The sequence below is a fragment of the Mycolicibacterium holsaticum DSM 44478 = JCM 12374 genome, assembly GCF_019645835.1.
Lineage (GTDB): Bacteria > Actinomycetota > Actinomycetes > Mycobacteriales > Mycobacteriaceae > Mycobacterium > Mycobacterium holsaticum.
Genome location: NZ_CP080998.1, coordinates 5,464,196 through 5,480,902 on the forward strand (window position 1 = coordinate 5,464,196; position 16,707 = coordinate 5,480,902).

The 16,707-nt window shown below is 68.5% G+C and carries 16 protein-coding genes and 1 pseudogene; 3 read left to right on the top strand and 14 right to left on the bottom strand.

All coding sequences use genetic code 11. The annotated features are described in order from the left end of the window. Positions 1-118: 118 nt before the first annotated feature. The 10 genes from K3U96_RS26065 to K3U96_RS26110 form a co-directional block, all read right to left on the bottom strand. Complete coding sequence (locus K3U96_RS26065) at positions 119-766, bottom strand: HAD family hydrolase (protein ID WP_220691576.1); 648 nt, start codon at positions 764-766, stop codon at positions 119-121. Continuing rightward, the gene (locus K3U96_RS26070) at positions 747-1,028 is read right to left on the bottom strand and encodes a hypothetical protein (protein WP_220691577.1); all 282 of its coding nucleotides are present in this window, start codon (positions 1,026-1,028) and stop codon (positions 747-749) included. The genes K3U96_RS26065 and K3U96_RS26070 overlap by 20 nt, the downstream gene beginning before the upstream one ends. Continuing rightward, positions 1,025-2,179 (bottom strand): amidohydrolase family protein, encoded by a 1,155-nt coding sequence (locus K3U96_RS26075; RefSeq protein ID WP_069405657.1) that lies wholly within the window; start codon positions 2,177-2,179, stop codon positions 1,025-1,027. The genes K3U96_RS26070 and K3U96_RS26075 overlap by 4 nt, the downstream gene beginning before the upstream one ends. Positions 2,180-2,278: 99 nt before the next feature. Next, complete coding sequence (locus K3U96_RS26080; protein WP_220691578.1) at positions 2,279-3,478, bottom strand: thiolase C-terminal domain-containing protein; 1,200 nt, start codon at positions 3,476-3,478, stop codon at positions 2,279-2,281. Further along, positions 3,475-3,894 (bottom strand): Zn-ribbon domain-containing OB-fold protein, encoded by a 420-nt coding sequence (locus K3U96_RS26085; RefSeq protein WP_220691579.1) that lies wholly within the window; start codon positions 3,892-3,894, stop codon positions 3,475-3,477. The genes K3U96_RS26080 and K3U96_RS26085 overlap by 4 nt, the downstream gene beginning before the upstream one ends. Beyond that, entirely contained in the window at positions 3,891-4,328 is a 438-nt protein-coding gene (locus K3U96_RS26090) for a MaoC/PaaZ C-terminal domain-containing protein (RefSeq protein WP_069405654.1), read from the bottom strand. The genes K3U96_RS26085 and K3U96_RS26090 overlap by 4 nt, the downstream gene beginning before the upstream one ends. After that, on the bottom strand, positions 4,325-4,774 hold the full coding sequence (locus tag K3U96_RS26095; protein ID WP_220691580.1) for an FAS1-like dehydratase domain-containing protein: 450 nt from the start codon (positions 4,772-4,774) through the stop codon (positions 4,325-4,327). The genes K3U96_RS26090 and K3U96_RS26095 overlap by 4 nt, the downstream gene beginning before the upstream one ends. Then, positions 4,771-5,679 carry an SDR family oxidoreductase gene (locus K3U96_RS26100; RefSeq protein ID WP_230982298.1) on the bottom strand — a complete coding sequence of 303 codons (909 nt, stop codon included), beginning with the start codon at positions 5,677-5,679 and terminating at the stop codon, positions 4,771-4,773. Before K3U96_RS26100 ends, K3U96_RS26095 begins: the two co-directional genes overlap by 4 nt. Beyond that, entirely contained in the window at positions 5,660-7,192 is a 1,533-nt protein-coding gene (locus K3U96_RS26105) for a class I adenylate-forming enzyme family protein (protein WP_220691582.1), read from the bottom strand. Before K3U96_RS26105 ends, K3U96_RS26100 begins: the two co-directional genes overlap by 20 nt. A gap of 136 nt (positions 7,193-7,328) precedes the next feature. Next, complete coding sequence (locus K3U96_RS26110) at positions 7,329-8,549, bottom strand: CaiB/BaiF CoA transferase family protein (RefSeq protein ID WP_220691583.1); 1,221 nt, start codon at positions 8,547-8,549, stop codon at positions 7,329-7,331. A 107-nt stretch (positions 8,550-8,656) separates the two neighbouring features. Here K3U96_RS26110 and K3U96_RS26115 point away from each other — a divergent pair, with 107 nt between their 5' ends. The 3 genes and pseudogenes from K3U96_RS26115 to K3U96_RS26125 all read left to right on the top strand — a co-directional run bounded on the left by K3U96_RS26115 (position 8,657) and on the right by K3U96_RS26125 (position 12,488). Beyond that, entirely contained in the window at positions 8,657-9,499 is an 843-nt protein-coding gene (locus K3U96_RS26115; protein ID WP_220691584.1) for a mycofactocin-coupled SDR family oxidoreductase, read from the top strand. A gap of 129 nt (positions 9,500-9,628) precedes the next feature. Further along, positions 9,629-11,343: pseudogene (locus K3U96_RS26120) on the top strand (N-acyl-D-amino-acid deacylase family protein). A gap of 17 nt (positions 11,344-11,360) precedes the next feature. Next, the gene (locus K3U96_RS26125; RefSeq protein ID WP_220693702.1) at positions 11,361-12,488 is read left to right on the top strand and encodes an epoxide hydrolase family protein; all 1,128 of its coding nucleotides are present in this window, start codon (positions 11,361-11,363) and stop codon (positions 12,486-12,488) included. Positions 12,489-12,500: 12 nt separating this feature from the next. On the opposite strand, the gene K3U96_RS26130 is transcribed toward K3U96_RS26125, so the two are convergent. The 4 genes from K3U96_RS26130 to K3U96_RS26145 all read right to left on the bottom strand — a co-directional run bounded on the left by K3U96_RS26130 (position 12,501) and on the right by K3U96_RS26145 (position 16,620). Beyond that, on the bottom strand, positions 12,501-13,115 hold the full coding sequence (locus K3U96_RS26130; protein ID WP_220691585.1) for a hypothetical protein: 615 nt from the start codon (positions 13,113-13,115) through the stop codon (positions 12,501-12,503). A gap of 2 nt (positions 13,116-13,117) precedes the next feature. Continuing rightward, on the bottom strand, positions 13,118-14,143 hold the full coding sequence (locus K3U96_RS26135; RefSeq protein ID WP_220691586.1) for an acyl-CoA dehydrogenase family protein: 1,026 nt from the start codon (positions 14,141-14,143) through the stop codon (positions 13,118-13,120). A gap of 65 nt (positions 14,144-14,208) precedes the next feature. Further along, positions 14,209-14,964, bottom strand: coding sequence for a FadR/GntR family transcriptional regulator (locus tag K3U96_RS26140; protein WP_069406999.1), 756 nt, complete (start codon positions 14,962-14,964; stop codon positions 14,209-14,211). Positions 14,965-15,021: 57 nt separating this feature from the next. Then, complete coding sequence (locus tag K3U96_RS26145; protein WP_275085769.1) at positions 15,022-16,620, bottom strand: pyruvate, phosphate dikinase; 1,599 nt, start codon at positions 16,618-16,620, stop codon at positions 15,022-15,024. Positions 16,621-16,707: the final 87 nt, after the last annotated feature.

Here is a 16,707-nt window from a genome sequence, read left to right on the forward strand (position 1 = left end):
AACGTGGACAAAGTGATCGCCAACGCAGATCACCGCCTCCCACGGCTTCTAAAAACCGACGGGGAACGTCTGGATTAGCCTAACGTTCCCTTCGGTCCCGTCCGGCCGGTTCGATCGGTTAGGCGTCCCGCCCGGCGAGCAAGCCGTGCGACGCGCACAGCAGGCGGCACTCGTCGGGACCGGTGAACACCTCGCCGGTCAGCCCGGCCGTTTGGGCTCCCGCGACGTTTTCCGCCATGTCGTCGAAGTACAGCAGCTCATCGGGACGATGCCCCATCCGCTCGGCGGTCAGGGTGTAGATCCGCGGATCGGGTTTGCGCAACCCGACGTCCGAGGAGTCCACGACGGCGGTGAACCGGTCGATCGGCAGTACCCCGCTGTTCCACCACGACCTGGCTTCCTTGGCGTTGTTGGTCAGCAGACCGACCGGTACGCCGCAGTCGGTCAGGTCGACGATCAGCGAGACCATCTCGGGACGCACCCGCTGCCCCGCGGCCAGACAGTCCGCCAGCCGCCGGATGTCCACCTCCGCGTCGAACCGCTCGGCCACGTCGCGGCAGGCGAACTTCAGGAAATCGCGCACGGTGCGCACCCCGGTCTCCACCTCGGCGAAGGCCGGGCCGCGCAGTTGCTCGACGAACGCGTCTGTCGGCAAGCCCAGTTTGCGCGCGTAGCCGCGGCACGCGTCGAACGGGTCGACGGTGAGCACGCCCCCCATGTCGAAGACCACGGCGACGACGGCCATGTCACCGCGGGGCGTTCGCATGCGCGGCCCTGATGCGTTCCACCGCGCCCATCAGTTCCTGTAGGCGCCGACGTTCCCGATCCAGGGCGCCTTCGTCGACCGACGCGGGAGACGTTCCCTCGGCCAGCGCCTGCTCGGCCTGCCGAATGCGCGCACGGCACGCCTTGATCTCGTCGGCGAGCCGTTGCGACGCCTCGATGACGGTGAGCAGATCCTCGTCGTCCCAGTCCGATGCCCCGAGCATCCCTTCGGGCGGAACGGGCGACACCGGGCCCGGGGTCATTTCTCGATGCGGGGGAAGTTGAACAGCGCGCGTGCGTTGAGTTCGACGATCTTGTGGACGTCCTCGTCGGGGATCTCGGCGAACACCTCGTCGGCGACCTTGCGGCTGTTGGGCCAGTTCGAGTCGGAGTGCGGATAGTCGCACTCCCAGAGGATGTTGTCGATGCCGACCTCGTCGCGGTTGCGCAGGCCGTGGCGGTCTTCGATGAAGCACGAGTAGATGTGTTCGAAGTACAGCTCCGAGGGCCGCCGGTCCTGGTTGACGTTCTGGTAGAAGCGGTGCCGCTCCCACACGTAGTCGGCCCGCTCCAGCATGTAGGGCACCCATCCGATGCCGCCCTCCGACAGCGCCACCTTGAGCTTGGGGTGGCGGTGAAACACCGGCGAGAACAGCAGATCACCCAGGGCGTACATGGAGTTGCAGCCGAACAGCGTGATGCTGACCGCCATCGGCCCGTCCGGCGACGGCTTGGGCGACTGCCCCGAGGTGCCGAAGTGCAGCGAGAGCGGCAGGTCGTACTCCTCGGCGACGCTGAACAGCGGATCCCAGTGGTCGGTGTGGATCGACGGCAGACCCAACGGCGACGGGTTCTCCGGGAAGGCGAGCGTCCTGGCGCCCTTGGCGAAGGTGCGGTGCACTTCGGCCACGCACAACTCGACATCCCACAGCGGCAGGATGACCAGTGGGATGTAGCGGTGCGGCGCGGCGGCGCACCACTCGTCGAGAATGAAGTCGTTGAACGCCGTCACGCTGGCCAGCGCGACGTCGCGGTCGTCGCCTTCGAGAAAGACGGTGCCCGCGAACCGGGGGAAGGACGGGAAACACAGTGCGGCCTCCACCCCGTCGAGATCCATGTCGGCCAACCGCTGCACCGGGTCGTAGCAGCCGGGCAGCATCTCGTCGAAGCGCGACGGGTCGATGCCGTACTCCTCGGGTTTCTTGCCGGCCACGGCGTTGAGCCCGATCTGCGGATAGGTCTTGCCCTGGTACTGCCAGACCTGGCTGGGCGGACCACCCTTGGCCCTGGGCACCTCGACGATGCGGGGACCCAGGTCCTGGTACTTGGCCGGCAACCGGTCGGCCCACACCCGGGGATGCTCGATGAGATGGTCATCGACAGAGATCAACTGCATGGAATCCTGCAGCGGCATCGCTCACTCCCTTGTTATAACCTGGTTAGTTATTAGCGTACGTGGTCTTCCCGCTCGGGGAAGGGTCGAAAGTCCTTACCGGCGGCCACTCCTGACTGCTCAGGCCGCCCGCTTCTCGAGCACGTGCACCGCACACGCGCTGCCCAGCCCCAGCACGTGGGTCAAGCCGACCCGGGCGCCGTCGATCTGGCGGTCGCCGGCCTCCCCGCGCAGGTGCGTGACGACTTCGTACACCCCCGCGATCCCGGTCGCACCCAGGGGATGCCCCTTGGACAGCAGCCCGCCGGAGATGTTCACCGGCGTCGCGCCGCCCCGCCACGGTGCGCCGGAATCGAGGAAGTCCGGCGCCCCGCCCGGTTGACACAGGCCCAGGTTCTCGTAGTGCACCAGCTCGGCGGTGGCGAAGCAATCGTGCAGCTCCACCATGTCGAGGTCGGCCGGGCCCAGCCCCGCCGCCTCGTAGGCCTGTCGGGCGGCGTTCGCGGTGATCGTGTCGACGTCCCAGGACGCCTCGGCCTGTTCCACCCACGGGTCACTGACCAGCACCGACGCGCTGACCTTCACCGCGCGCGCCCGCACACCGGGATCGAGCCTGCCCAACGCGGCATCCCCGGCGAGCACCACCGCGGCCGCCCCGTCACCCGTCGGCGAGCACATCAACGCCGTGTTCGGGTAGGCGATCATGTCCCCGCCTGCGATCTGCTCGAGGCTGAACTCCTTGCGGTACTGCGCAAGCGGGTTCAGCGTGGAGTTCGCGTGGTTTTTCTGCGCCACCTTGAAGAAGTGCTCGACCGTGGCGCCCTCGGTGCGGGCCAGGTAGGCCACGCCGGCCTCGGCGAACACCGACGGCATCATCGAGCTGCCCAGGATCCCTTCGGGCTCGACCACCGACCCGTCGCGGCCGCGGGGGCTGAACTGCGCACCGCGCGGCTCCTCGTCGGCGGCCAGCAGGCCGCGTTTGCCGAGTTGCTCGCAACCGATCGCCAACGCCAGGTCGGCCTCTCCGGCCCGCAGCGCCAGCAGCGCGGTGCGCAGTGCGGTCGCTCCGGTGGCGCAGGCGTTCGAGACGTTGTAGACCGGTGCGCCGGTCTGCCCGATCTGGTGCATGATGCGCTGCCCCACCCCGGTGATGCCCTCGAACACGTTGCCGACGGCCACTGTCTGCATCTGGTCGACGGTGGCGCCGCAGTCGGCCAGCGCGGCGCGCGCGGCCGTCGCGCCCAGGTCGACGACGTCCAATTCGGGGAAGCGGCCGAACTTGGTCATCGCTGCGCCGATGATCCACACGTTTTCCGTCATGACAGTTTCTGCACCTCGAACTCGTAGCCGATGGCCTGCACGCCGCTGCTGTCGGTGGCGACCGGGCGGGTCCGCATGACCGCCCTGCGTCCGACCGCGGCGACCGGGTCGGCCACGTCACCGGTCAGGTTGGTGCGCACGAAGCCGCCGCCGTCCAGTGCCACCACACCGCTGACAAACGGGGTGTCCACGCCGGGTGGCGCTCGGTGCACCACGGTGGCGGCGGTCACCACGCCGGCGTCGCCGAGCTGTGTGCGGTCTGTGAATTCGTCGTGGCCGCACCGGCTGCAGGCTGTGCGCCGCAGCAGGTAGACCGCATCGCATGCGGCGCAGCGGAATCCGCAGATCTGGGGACGCTCGCCGAGCACCAGGTACGCCGCGACGGGGATGGCACCCGTTGTCGCGCTTGCGGTCATGGGGTGGTCCCTTCGTCATCGGCGGGGGTGTCGAGCACGACGGTGGCCGAGGCCGACACCGCCACGCCGCCGTCAGCGCGCGTGATGGTCAGGTCGAGTTCGGCGGTGCGGCCCAGTTCGGTGACCACGCCGCGGCACACGAGTTCGTCACCGGGCCAGACCTGTTCGGCGAACCGCACCGACAACCGGCGCACGCTGTGCGCCCCGAACAAGTCCACGCAGTAGGTGCCCAGATATCCGGCCTGCAGCATGCCGACGCTGAACACCCCCGGCATGCCCGCCGACCGGGCGAACTCGTCGTCGTGGTGGATGGGATTGAAGTCACCGGAGGCGCCCTGGTACCGGACGATGTCGGTGCGGGTCTGTGGCCCGAAGCGTCGTTCGGGCAGGGCCGCACCGACAGTCAGGTCGCCGCTGGGCGCCCGGGCCGTCATGACGGGCCTCGCTCGATGACGGTCGCGCGGCCCTCGGCGATGGCCCGGCCGTCGGAGCCGGCGAAGCGCGTGAGCACGACGATCACCGTCATCGCCCCGCCTCGGCTGCTGTGCTTCTCGGTCACCGATTCCACCGAGGTCTGGGCGTACAGGACGTCCCCGGCGCGGGGCAGTGCCCCGAGAAACGTGTATTCCTGGCCGCCCTGCAGCACCTTGCCCAGGTTCAGGCCGAGCCGGGTGGCCAGCGGTGGGTCCTGCGGCTCCCAGTGCATGCTGGTGGCCAGAAACGTCGGTGGCACAGGCGGATTGGGCCCCTGATAGATCGGGTCGGTAGCCCCGGTGGCCGCCGCGAACTCGCGGATCTTGCCGCGTTCGACAGGCATCTCGTAGCCGAACAGCACCTTGCCGATCAGCTGCCCGGCCGGATGGGCGGTCGAGGTGCTCATCGAACCGGGCGGTGTCCGGTCATGTCGGCGCCCGGCGCCGCCTTGGCGAGCAGGTCGGGGAGCACCTCGTCGAGGCGCTGGGTGGTCCACCGCTCGTCGCTGTGGATCTCGGGGCCGTACGCCCAGCCCTCGACCACCGCGATCGTTCCGCCGATGACCGCCAGCACCCGTCCGGTGACATCGCGGCCCGCCGGCCCGGCCAACCACAGCACGACCGGGGACACGCCCTCCGGAGCGAGGTCGACGCTCTCGGCCATCTCCCTGGCCGCGGGCAGATCTTCGGTGAGCCTGGTCAACGCGGTGGGAGCCACGGCGTTCACCGTGACGCCGTAGCGCTGTAGTTCCATCGCGGCGATCACGGTGAAGCCGGCGATGCCTGCCTTCGCCGCGCCGTAGTTGGTCTGTCCCGGGGCGCCGAACAGGCCCGACGGCGAGGTCGTGTTGATCACCCTGGCGTCGTTGGTCGCGCCGCTCTTGGCGCGGTTGCGCCAGAATTCGGCCGCATGCCGGGTGGGCCCGAACGTGCCCTTGAGATGCACCGCGATGACCGCGTCCCACTCGGCTTCCGACATCGAGGTGAGCATGCGGTCGCGCAGGATGCCGGCGTTGTTCACCAAAACGTCGAGCCCGCCGAAGGATTCGACGGCCTGGTCGATCAGCGACTTGGCCCCGTTCCATGTGCTGATGTCGTCGGTGTTGGCCACCGCACGTCCGCCGGCAGCGGTGATCTCATCGACGACGTCAGACGCCGGGCCGGTGGAATCTCCACTGCCGTCGCGTGATCCGCCGAGGTCGTTCACCACGACGGCGTAGCCCGTCGCCGCGAAGGCCAGTGCGTGCGCACGGCCGAGCCCGTTTCCTGCGCCGGTGATGACGGCGACGCGGTCAGCCACGTCCGATTGCACTGCCGACTCCTTCTGCTGTTTCGAATTCATCGCGCACCTGTTTGCGCAGAATCTTCATCGCCGAGTTGCGCGGGATGGCATCGGTGATGCGGATCCGCACCGGCACCTGGTAGCCGGGTACACGCGTGCGCGTCCACGCGATCAGCTCTTCGGGCGTGACGTTTCCGGCCGTCACCACGACGGCCACCGGCACTTCGCCCAGTCGCTCATCGGCCACCCCGAACACCACGGCCTCCCGAACCTGCGGGTGCGATTCGAGGCAGTCCTCGAGTTCGGCCGGGAAAATCTTGAAGCCGCCACGGTTGATGACGTCGTCGGCGCGGCCTTGGATCCAGACGAAGCCGTCCTCGTCGACGGTGCCGAGGTCGTTGGTGCGCACCCACCGGCCCTCACCACCCGAGGCCTGCGCCGAGCGCACCTGCAAGATGCCTGGTTCGCCGGGGGCCAGCGGCTCACCGGTGCGCGGGTCGATCACCGAGATCTCCACTCCCGGGTGGGCGCGTCCGACGCTGCCGCGCTTGGTGTCCTTCCAATCCCGCCAGTCCTTGAGCGACCATCCGGTCACGCCGCCGGTGAATTCGGTTGCGCCGTAACTGAGCAGCACGGGACAGCCGTAGGTCTGCTCGAACTGCCTGGCGAGGTCGGTTCCGGTCGGCGCCGCACCGGCCCACACCGCCTTGAGGCTGGCCAGGCGCTCCGGTTCGATACCCGCGTCGAGCACCATGCGCAGGGCGGCCGGCGGCAACGACACCGAGCGCGGCTGATACTGCGCGACGGCCTCCGACCACGCCACCGGCTCGAACTTGTCCTGCAGCAGCGTCCGGCCGCCACCGCTGAGGGCGGTGATGATCGCCCACAGCCCGCTGATGTTCGTCGACGGCAACGAGATGATCTGCACTCCGCCGCCGCGCACGCTGCCCGCCCGCGCGCTGCCGGCCATGTAGTGCTCCTGAGCACCGCTGAGCGCTTGTTCGATTTCGCTGTGGCGCAGTGGTATTCGCTTCGGCGGCCCGGTCGTCCCGCTGGTCGGCATGAGGATGGCCACCCCGTCGTCGACCGGAGTGGGCTGGTGCGCATCGGATCCCGCGACGGTGACGACGGCGGCGGGGGCATCGCTCGCGGGCACCTCGACCTGCACGCCGAGCGCACCGCTGGTCTCGACCGCGGTTTTCACCGCCGGACGTGCCCAGTCCTCGGCGTCGGCCAGGACCGCAGCCGGGCGCAACCCCACCACATCGGCGCCGACGGTGGCATCCGGAATCATCGGGTTGAGCACGACCAGTGGACGCCGGGTCGCCAGCACCACCGCCAGCGCTGCGACGAGGCCGGGTCGGTTGCGCATGAACATGCCCACCGGCGCGCCGGGGCCCACCCCGCGTTCGGTCAGCAGCGCATCGATGGCTCGCGCGGCCGCTGCGAAATCGGCTTTGCTGCACCAGGACTCGCCGTAGCACAGCATGGGCTCGTGCTCGTCAGCATGCATCCGCTGCCGCATCAGCTCGATCAGATCCATCCAGCCACCCTCGTTACTTGGCTCCCCGCCCAAGCAACGGGCAGATTTATATAACCAGGTTATATTAACAGCCGTCCGGTCATCCGGAAACTCGGTTCCGCGATGCCGCAGTCTCGGGCCAACACCTGATCGCGGGTCACGTGATCGCGCCGTCGACCTTCAACCGAACGACGTCGTCCCAGGTGTAGCCCAGCTCGAGGAGCACATGATCGGTGTCGGCACCTAGTTCTGGTGCCGGGTGAGCGTCGGCCTGAGCACCGTTGAACTGCACCGGGGGTCGGGCCACCGTCACCGCCGCGCCGTCGTCGAGCTCCATGCGGGTCACGTATTCGTTCGCGACCACCTGGCCGTCGCGGCGGGTTTCGTCCGGCGTTTGGACGATGGCCCACACGCCACGTTGGCGGCTGAGCACTTCGCGCCACTCGGCGGCCGTGCGCGCCGCGAAGATCGCGTCGAGCTCGGCGATGCACGCCTTGCTGTTGGCGCGGCGCGCGGCGGCGTTCACGTAGCGCTCGTCGCTGGCCAGGTCCGGCCGTCCGATCAACTCGACCAGCGGCGCCCAGAAGCGGTCGGACTCGAGCATCACCAGCGCGACGAAGCGGCCGTCTGAGGTTCGGTAGGTATTGCTCAGCGGGTTGTGCGCGGCCTGATGATTCCCGCGTGGCATCGCATCGATGTCGAACAGTGACGAGGCGGCGATGTGCGGTGCGGTCCCCCACACCGCGGACCCGAGCAGGCTGACGTCGACCACCTGCGGCTCGCCGGTGCGTTCGCGGGCGAACAACGCCGCGGCCACCCCGCCCGCGGCGTAGAGGCCCGACTGCAGATCACCGAACGCCGCACCGGGCATCGGCGGCGGATAGTCCGCGCCCTCGGGTGTGCTCACGTAGGCCACCCCGCCGCGTGACCAGTACGACGCGAGGTCGAACCCGCCGGTGTCGGCTTCCTCACCCTTGGGCCCCAAACCGGTTCCGCGTGCGTAGATCAGCCGCGGGTTCACGGCGGTCAGATCGTCGACGTCGACCCGCAGCTTGCGGCGCACCGGCGCCAGATAGTTGGTGAGGAAGACGTCTGCGGTGCCGACCAGGCGGTAGAGCGCGTCGCGGCCGCCGTCGGTGCGCAGGTCGATGCCGACGCTGGCTTTGTTGCGGCTGAAGGTCTGGAACATGAAGCTGACCGGCTGCTCACCTTGCGCCGTGAGTGCCGCGCTGACCAGGCCGCGCATCGGATCGCCGTGGGCGGGATGCTCGACCTTGATCACCTCGGCGCCCCAGTCGGCAAGTGCGACGCCGGCTGACGGGATGAATCCCCACGTCGCCAACTCGACGACGCGTACGCCGTCCAACACCCCAGGCATAGCGGCTCTCCCCAATCCTTCGGTGGCTTTGACCAGCTGGCCCAAATAATAGACTAACCAAGTAATATGATTCGCGGATCAGGGTGTGCCAATGGTGAGAGGTGGCAATGGGACGGGTCGAGGGCAAAAGGGCATTGGTCACCGGCGCGGCGCGGGGCCAGGGCCGCCATCACGCGGTGCGGCTGGCCGAGGAAGGCGCCGACGTCGTCCTCCTCGACATCTGCGCCGATATCCCCGGCGTCGGCTACCCGATGGCCACCGCCGAAGACCTCGACGAGACGGTCCGGCTGGTCGAGAAGTTCGACCGTCAGGCCGTCGCGGCCGTCGTCGACGTCCGGGACCGGGCCGCGCTGGGGCAGGCGATCTCGGCGGCGGCCGAGACCCTGGGCGGGCTGGACATCGTGGTGGCCAACGCGGGGATCTGCCCGATAGGTCCGGATTTTCCGGTGACGGCCTTCGCCGTCGCGGTCGACGTGGACCTCGTCGGGGTCGTCAATACCATCCACGCCGCCCTGCCGTTCGTCTCGGCGGGCGGGTCGATCATCGCGACCGGGTCGGTGGCCGCCATGCTGCCCGACGCGGTGAACAACCCGGGCAACGGCCCTGGCGGGGCGGGGTACGGTCTGGCCAAGCAGTTCATCGCCGACTACGTCGTGGTACTGGCGAGGCAACTTGCCGCACAACGGATCCGGGTCAACGCGGTGCATCCGACCAACTGCAACACCGATATGCTGCACAGCCCGCCGATGTACAAAGCGTTCCGCAAGGATCTGGCCGAGCCGACGCGGGCGGACGCCGAGGAGGCGTTCCCGCACATGCAGGCGATGCCGATCCCCTACGTCGAGCCCGACGACATCGCGCACGCCGTCATCTACCTGGCCTCCGACGAGTCCCGGTATGTCACCGGCCTGCAGCTACCTGTCGACGGTGGGGCCCTGCTCAAGATCTGACGATCTCGTTGACAGGTCGGATACGCCCCCTATAATCACCTCACCTGGTTATAGGATTCGTCTTTCGCACCCTGACGTCCGCTTCATCTCCGAAGCGCCCGGTCGAGCAGCCAGGCAGTGGGAGATGTCATGCACGAGCTGGTGATTCGCCGGGGCACGATCGCAGACGGAACCGGTGCCGAATTGTTCGACGCGGACATCGCGGTCGACGACGGCCGGATCAGTGCCGTCGGCCGCGTCCCGGACCGCGGGGCCGAGGAGATCGACGCCGACGGTGCCGTCGTGACCCCCGGGTTCGTGGATATCCACACGCACTACGACGGCCAGGCGACCTGGGATCCCGTGCTGGCCCCATCGATCCATCACGGTGTCACGACGGTGATGATGGGCAACTGCGGCGTCGGCTTCGCGCCGGTCCGGCAGGGCAGCGAAGAGTGGTTGATCGGGCTGATGGAAGGTGTGGAGGACATCCCCGGCTCGGCCTTAGCCGAAGGGCTGCAGTGGGGTTGGGAGACGTTCCCGGAGTACCTGGACACCCTCGAGGCCCAGCAGCGCACGATCCACGTCGCCACCCAGATCCCGCACGGCGCGCTGCGCGCGTACGTCATGGGCGACCGCGGTGCGCGCAATGAACCTGCCACCGCCCAAGACATCGCGAAAATGAAGGCGTTGGTCGCCGAGGCTGTGCGCGCCGGAGCATTCGGGGTGTCGACCTCGCGCACCGTTGTGCACCGCGCGGTGGACGGCGAACCGGTGCCGGGCACCTTCGCGGCCGAGTCGGAGTTGATGGCCCTGGCCGAGGGGCTGGTCGACGGCGGCGGCGGTGTCGTGGAACTCGCCCCCGCCGGAATCGTCGGCGAGGACCTGCTGGCGCCGGACCAGGAGGTCGGGTGGATGGAGCGGGTGTCACGGCAAACCGGGCAGCCCATCACGTTCCTGCTGCAGCAGAACAACCATGCGCCCGACCAGTGGCGGGAAACGCTGCGGCTGGTGGAGCACGCCAACAGAACCGGGGCACGGCTGATCCCACAGGTTGCTCCTCGTCCGATCATGCTGCTCGTCGGTCATCAGGGCTGGATGCATCCGTTCGCGGCCCGGCCCAGCTATCAGGCGATCGCCGAATTACCGCTGGATCAACGGGTCTGCCTGCTACGCGATCCAGCGGTCCGCGAGCGCATCCTGGCCGAGTCCGACGACCCGGACAACCGGTTCCACGGCCTGGTCGACTGGTCTCTGGAGCAGATCTACCCGCTCGGCGATCCAGCCCAGTACGAGCCGACCACAGAACGCAGCATCGCCGCGCTGGCCGCCAATGCGGGCCGGGAGCCATGGGAGTTCCTCTACGACACGATGCTCGCCGATGACGGCCGCGAGTTGATCATGAAGCCGGGTCTCAACTACTCATACGGCAACCTCGACGACGTGTACGAGATGATGATCCATCCGGCCGCGGTGCTCGGTGGCAGCGACGCCGGCGCCCACTGCTCGATCATCTGCGACCGAGCATGCCGACCTCGATCCTGACGCATTGGACCCGCGATCGGTCAGGGCCGCGGCTTTCCCTGCCCGAGGCGGTCCGGCTGCAAACCAGTTCCACGGCGAAGGCGTTCGGTTTGACGGACTGCGGAACGCTGGCCGTCGGCGCGCGGGCCGACCTCAACGTCATCGACTACGACCGGCTCGCGCTGGCCCGCCCCGAAATGGTGTACGACCTTCCCGGCGGTGCCCGCCGGCTCATGCAGCGGGCGACCGGCTATCTGGCCACGGTGGTCAGCGGCCAGGTCGTCGCTCGCGACGGCGCCGACACCGGGGCGCGGCCGGGCCGACTCCTGCGTGCCGGCTGAGCACCGCCGTGTCTGCGATCAAACCTTTCCGTATTGCGGTTTCCGACGACGTACTGACAGACCTGCGCCAGCGGTTGGCCCGCACCCGCTGGCCCGACCGTGAATGCGTCGAGGACTGGAGTCAGGGCATTCCGCTGGACTACACCCGCGAGCTCGGCAGCTACTGGGCCGACGAATACGATTGGCGGGCAAGGGAAAAAGCGCTCAACCGGTTCAGCCAGTTCACCACAGAGATCGATGGGCTCGATATTCATTTCATCCACCAGCGCTCGCCCCACGATGACGCCTTTCCACTGATCGCCACCCACGGCTGGCCCGGATCGATCGTGGAATTCCAAAAGGTCATCGAGCCGTTGACCAACCCCACCGCACACGGCGGGCGGGCCGAAGATGCGTTCCACATCGTGTGCCCCTCCCTTCCGGGCTACGGGTTCTCAGGTAAGCCGACGAGCACCGGTTGGGGAGTCGCCAGGATCGCGCGGGCCTGGGAGATGCTGATGCAACGGCTCGGCTACGACCGCTACGGCGCCCAAGGCGGCGACTGGGGTGCCATGGTCAGCACCGCGATCGGCCAGCAGGCCAACGATAACCACTGCGTGGCAATACATCTGAACATGCCCATCGCATTCCCGCCCGCCGCTCTGGAGAACCCCACGCCCGAGGAGGCGGCGGCGTTGCAGGTTCTTGCGCATTACCACCAGCACGATTCGGGTTACGCCACGCAGCAATCCACCCGGCCACAGACGGTGGGTTACGGCCTGGTCGATTCCCCGATCGGGCAGCTGGCCTGGATCGTGGAGAAGTTCTGGTCCTGGATGGACTGTGGCGGCCACCCGGAGAATGTGCTGACCAAAGACGAGCTGCTCGACAATGTGATGCTCTACTGGGCAACGGCGTCGGGCGCCTCATCGGCCCGGTTGTACTGGGAGGGGCTGGAATTCGTCCAGAATCTCGGCCGGGTCGAACTGCCGACCGGGGTCGCCCAGTTTCCCAAGGAGATCATGCAGGCACCGCGCAATTGGTGTGAGCCCGGCTATCACATCACCCACTGGACGACGATGCCGCACGGGGGTCACTTCGCCGCGCTCGAACAGCCCGGGCTGTTGGTCGATGACGTGCGCGCGTTCTTCGCAACGGTGCGGTAGTCGCCCGAACGCTCACGCGCCGCGGCCGGCCTCGGCTTCCTCAGCCCGGGTCAACCCGGCCAGCCCCATGAGGTCTTCGTGGAGTTCGAACCACACCGTGTGGTAGCTGTCGGTGATCGGCTTGGACACGTAGCTGTGGTCGCCCGCGGCCACGGCGTCGGCGGCCTTCACCAGCCGGGTCCGGTAGTGCCCCAGCCGTGGTGCCACCGCGGTGATTCGGTCGAGCACCGGCAGCACCCGCTGGTGCAGGGCTTGGAGGCGGTCGAGCACCTGACCGTCGTACTCCGGGTCGGTGTGGTCGTTGGGCTGCTCGGGACCGCGCGTCTGCCAGTCGGTGATGAGCGCCTTGAGCTCGAAGTTGTGCTCGGTGAAGGCCGCGTAGATCTGTTGCACCGCATCGGCGTCGGCGCCACGCTGTTCTGCCACAACAAGTTCGGTGCACCGCTGTCGTCCCGACGGAGTGATCCGGTAACCCATCGGCGTCGACTTGAACAGCTCACGGGACGCGTACTCGTCGAGCTGCGCGCCGACATCGGCGGGATCGGCGCCGAGGCTGGCGGCGACGGCCTCAGGTGTGACGCGCCCCTTGATCGCGACGAGGCGCAGGATGGTCAGTTCGTCGATCATCGTCATTTCCTTCCCGCCTCGGCCAGCCCGACCGATTCGGCGATTACGTTGCGGTGCAAGCCCGGTGGACCCAGCAGCGTGGCGTTGACCCGGGCCCGTCGCAGATACCAGTGCGCGCGGTGCTCCCAGGTGAAGCCGATACCGCCGTGCACATGGATGCATGACTCGGCGGCAGAGACCGCCGCCCTGGTCGCGACGATGAAGGCCAGCGCGAGGTCGTCGGGCCCGCCGGTTTCGATGGCCTGCTGTATCGCCGCGTCGGCGAACTCGGTGTCGAGCAGCACCTCGGCGCACCGGTGCTTGATGGCCTGGAATGAGCCGATGGCGGCCCCGAACTGGGTGCGGGTCTTGGCGTATTCGACGGTCATCGCGAGGCATGCCCGCGCCACACCCAGCTGTTCGGCCGCCACGGCGAGCAGCGCCCGCCGATAGGCCACGCGGATCGCGCCGGCAGCCTCGGCCCCCGACGCCAGCGACCGCGCCTGCGCCTGGTCGAACGTCATCTCGATCAGCCCGCGGCCGGGGTCGAATTCGTCGGCAGCGCGCTGCGTGACCGCTGCCCCATCGACGACGAAGAGCCCAGAACCGGAGTCGGTGGTCGCAACGGCAAGGACGCCGTCGGCAGCGCCCGACGGCGTGAGGCCCCAGCAGGTGCCGTCGAGCCGCCACCCGCCGTCGGCGCCCGCGGCCGCGACGACGCGCGACAAGTCGGCCTCGGCGGTGTCCAGACCGGCCAGGGCGACCGCATACCGGCAGTGCGCCAACGCCTTGGCAAGCTCGATGCCGTCGGACGTGCCGGCCAGCAGTGTGGCGGCCAGGACCGCGCTCGGCAGGAAGGCCGACGACGCCGCGTGCCTGCCGATCTCCTCGCCGACGAGCACCATCTCCTGCTCGCCCATGCCGAGCCCGCCGGCGTCGCCGGGCAGCAGAAGGCCCGACAGGTCCAGCTGGTCGACGACGTCACCGCCACCGGCGGTCAACGCCTTCCTGGTCGTCCTTCTGAGGTCCTCGAGCAGGTCCGAACTCACGTCACTTCCCTCCAGCCGCGGCCAGGAAAAGTATAACCAGGTTATGACATAGTCTCACGCAGGGACTATTCGATGAGGTCGAGCAGCTCCCGCTGGCCCTGGTTCTCGAGCATCTTCTCGGTGGTCTCCTCGAGGTGACGGCGCCATAGCTGTTCGGCGTCGGCGGCCTTGCCGTCCTCCACGAGGCGCACCAGCTTGCGATGCACCCGGTGCGCCAGCTCGGCGTCCGTGCGCTTCTGCGCCTCGTCGGCAGCGTGCTGCCAGACGGCCTGGGTATGCGCGGTGGTGATGTCGGACATGATGTGGGCGAACAGCGCGAGCGTGTTGCTGCCCGAGAGTTCCACCACCAACGTGTGGAAGTCGGCGTGCGCCTTGCCCCATCGCCGCGGATCGTTGATCGTGTTCGACTCGAGTTCCAGCGCGTCTCGAAGACGCTGAATCGTTGTCGGCGTCGCGTTTTCGGTCAACAGTCGGACCGCGGGTGGCTCGATGATGGCACGCGCACGGAACACGTCGAACACGGTCGTGTGCCCGTACTGCAGCAGACCGCCGGCTTGGCGTGCGACCGGCTCGGGCCGCGGCGCGTTGACCCGCGCACCGCCCTTGCTGCCGCGCCGAATCGTCAACAACGATTCCGACTGCAAGATCCGGATGGCCTCGCGCAGCACCGGACGCGACACCCCGTACTGGGCGAGCAGCTGGGCTTCGTTGGGCAGGAAGTCACCGTCGCGGAACTCGCCGAGGATGATCTTGCGGCGGATGTTGTCGGCTACCAGCTGGCCCGCGGTGGGATGCGTTATGGCGTCGCTGTCGGAGTACACCGCCCCATTCTCTCATTTAAAGAGCAATCCTGGTTAGTGCATACCGCCGAGTGCGTTCTACGCCTGCCGCAGCAGCACCAGCAACGCAGGCAACGGGTGTTCGGCCGCCAGCGCCGCCGCCCCCGACGCCAGCGCGGCCGACAACGTCGACGGGTCGCGGTGGTCCACCGCCGGCAGCCCCGCAGCCTGCGGCGTACCGACTTTGTACACCGGAACCGGACTTCGCTCGCGCGCCCACTGCAGCAGCTTGGCCATCGCGGGGTCGCCGTCTTCGGACGGTGAGATGAGCGGCAGCCGGCCCGCGTACACGCGCCCGGTCACCCCGTCCACCGTGACGTCGGTGCCTGCCAGGTGCAGCAGCGTGCCCTTACCGCAACCGACGACGCACGGGGTGTGCAGCTCGCGGCTCACGACGGCGGCGTGCGAGGTCGCCCCGCCCAGCTCGGTGATCACCGCGCGCGCGGCGATCATTCCCCCGACGTCGTCGGGGCTGGTGGTTTCGCGCGCCAGCACCACGTCCTCACCGTCGTCGAACGCATCCTCGGCCGACTCACAGTCGACGACCACGCGCCCCGCCCCGACGCCAGGGCAGGCCGGAAGCCCGGTGGCCACCGTCGTCGCCCCGGCCAGGGCCGATGCCTCGATGACCGGCGTGAGCAGGGTGTCCAGCTGTGCGGGCGTGATGCGGGCCAGCGCCTCGTCGACGTCGATCAGCCCCTCCTGCTGCAACGCCACCGCGATCGACACGGCCGCGCGGGCGGACCTTTTGGCCGCTCGGGTCTGCAGCAGGTAGAGCTTGCCTGCCTCGACGGTGAACTCGATGTCCTGCACATCGGCACCGTCGCTCTCCAGCCAGGCCGCTGCGTCGAGGAGCTGGGAATGGATCGCGGGATGCGTCTGCGCGAGCGCCGTCAGCGGCAGCGGATCGAGCTTGCCGCTCACCACGTCCTCACCCTGACCGCCCGGCAGCCATTCGCCGTAGGGCTGGTTCGCACCGGTCAGCGGATTGCGGCTGAACAGCACCCCGGTGCCGGAGCGGCCGTCGAGGTTGCCGAACACCATCGCCTGCACCGTCACCGAGGTGCCTGCCATCTTTCCGTCCAGCCCGTGGTGGCGCCGGTACGACACCGCGCGTGCGGAGTTCCACGAGTCGAACACCGCGGTCACCGCGGCGCGCAACTGCGCGAACGGGTCGGTAGGGACGTGCTCGTCGGACGCGCCGACCACCTGGCCGAACAGTTCACGGAACCGCCGGTGGGTGTCTTCGGCGAACCGGGCGCCGCACCTGCGGGCCAGGATGCGTTCGACGTCGTCGTTGATGCCGAGGTTCAGCACCGTGTCCATCATCCCCGGCATGCTGGCCGGCGCGCCGCTGCGCACCGACACCAACAGCGGCACCGGTCCGCGCCCGAACGTGTGCTCCGATGCGGCTTCCAGCCAGGCGATCCCCGCCTCGACCTGTGGCCACAACCGGGCCATCAGCTCGTCGGGCGCCTCGAAGTACTGTTTGCACGCATCGACGGTCACCGTGAACGCCGGAGGCGTCGGGAGCCCGGCAGCGCAGATCTTGGACAGCCCGTGCGCCTTGCCCCCGACCAGCATCCGGGAGTAGACCCGGCTGCCGTCGAGACGGACGACGAGTTGCCCCTCCGCCAACGGGTCCGCCGACTGCTCGTCGGCGACCGAACCCTCCAGCGCAGAGGATGCAGAACTCACAGATACTCCTCGGGACACCATGATGAT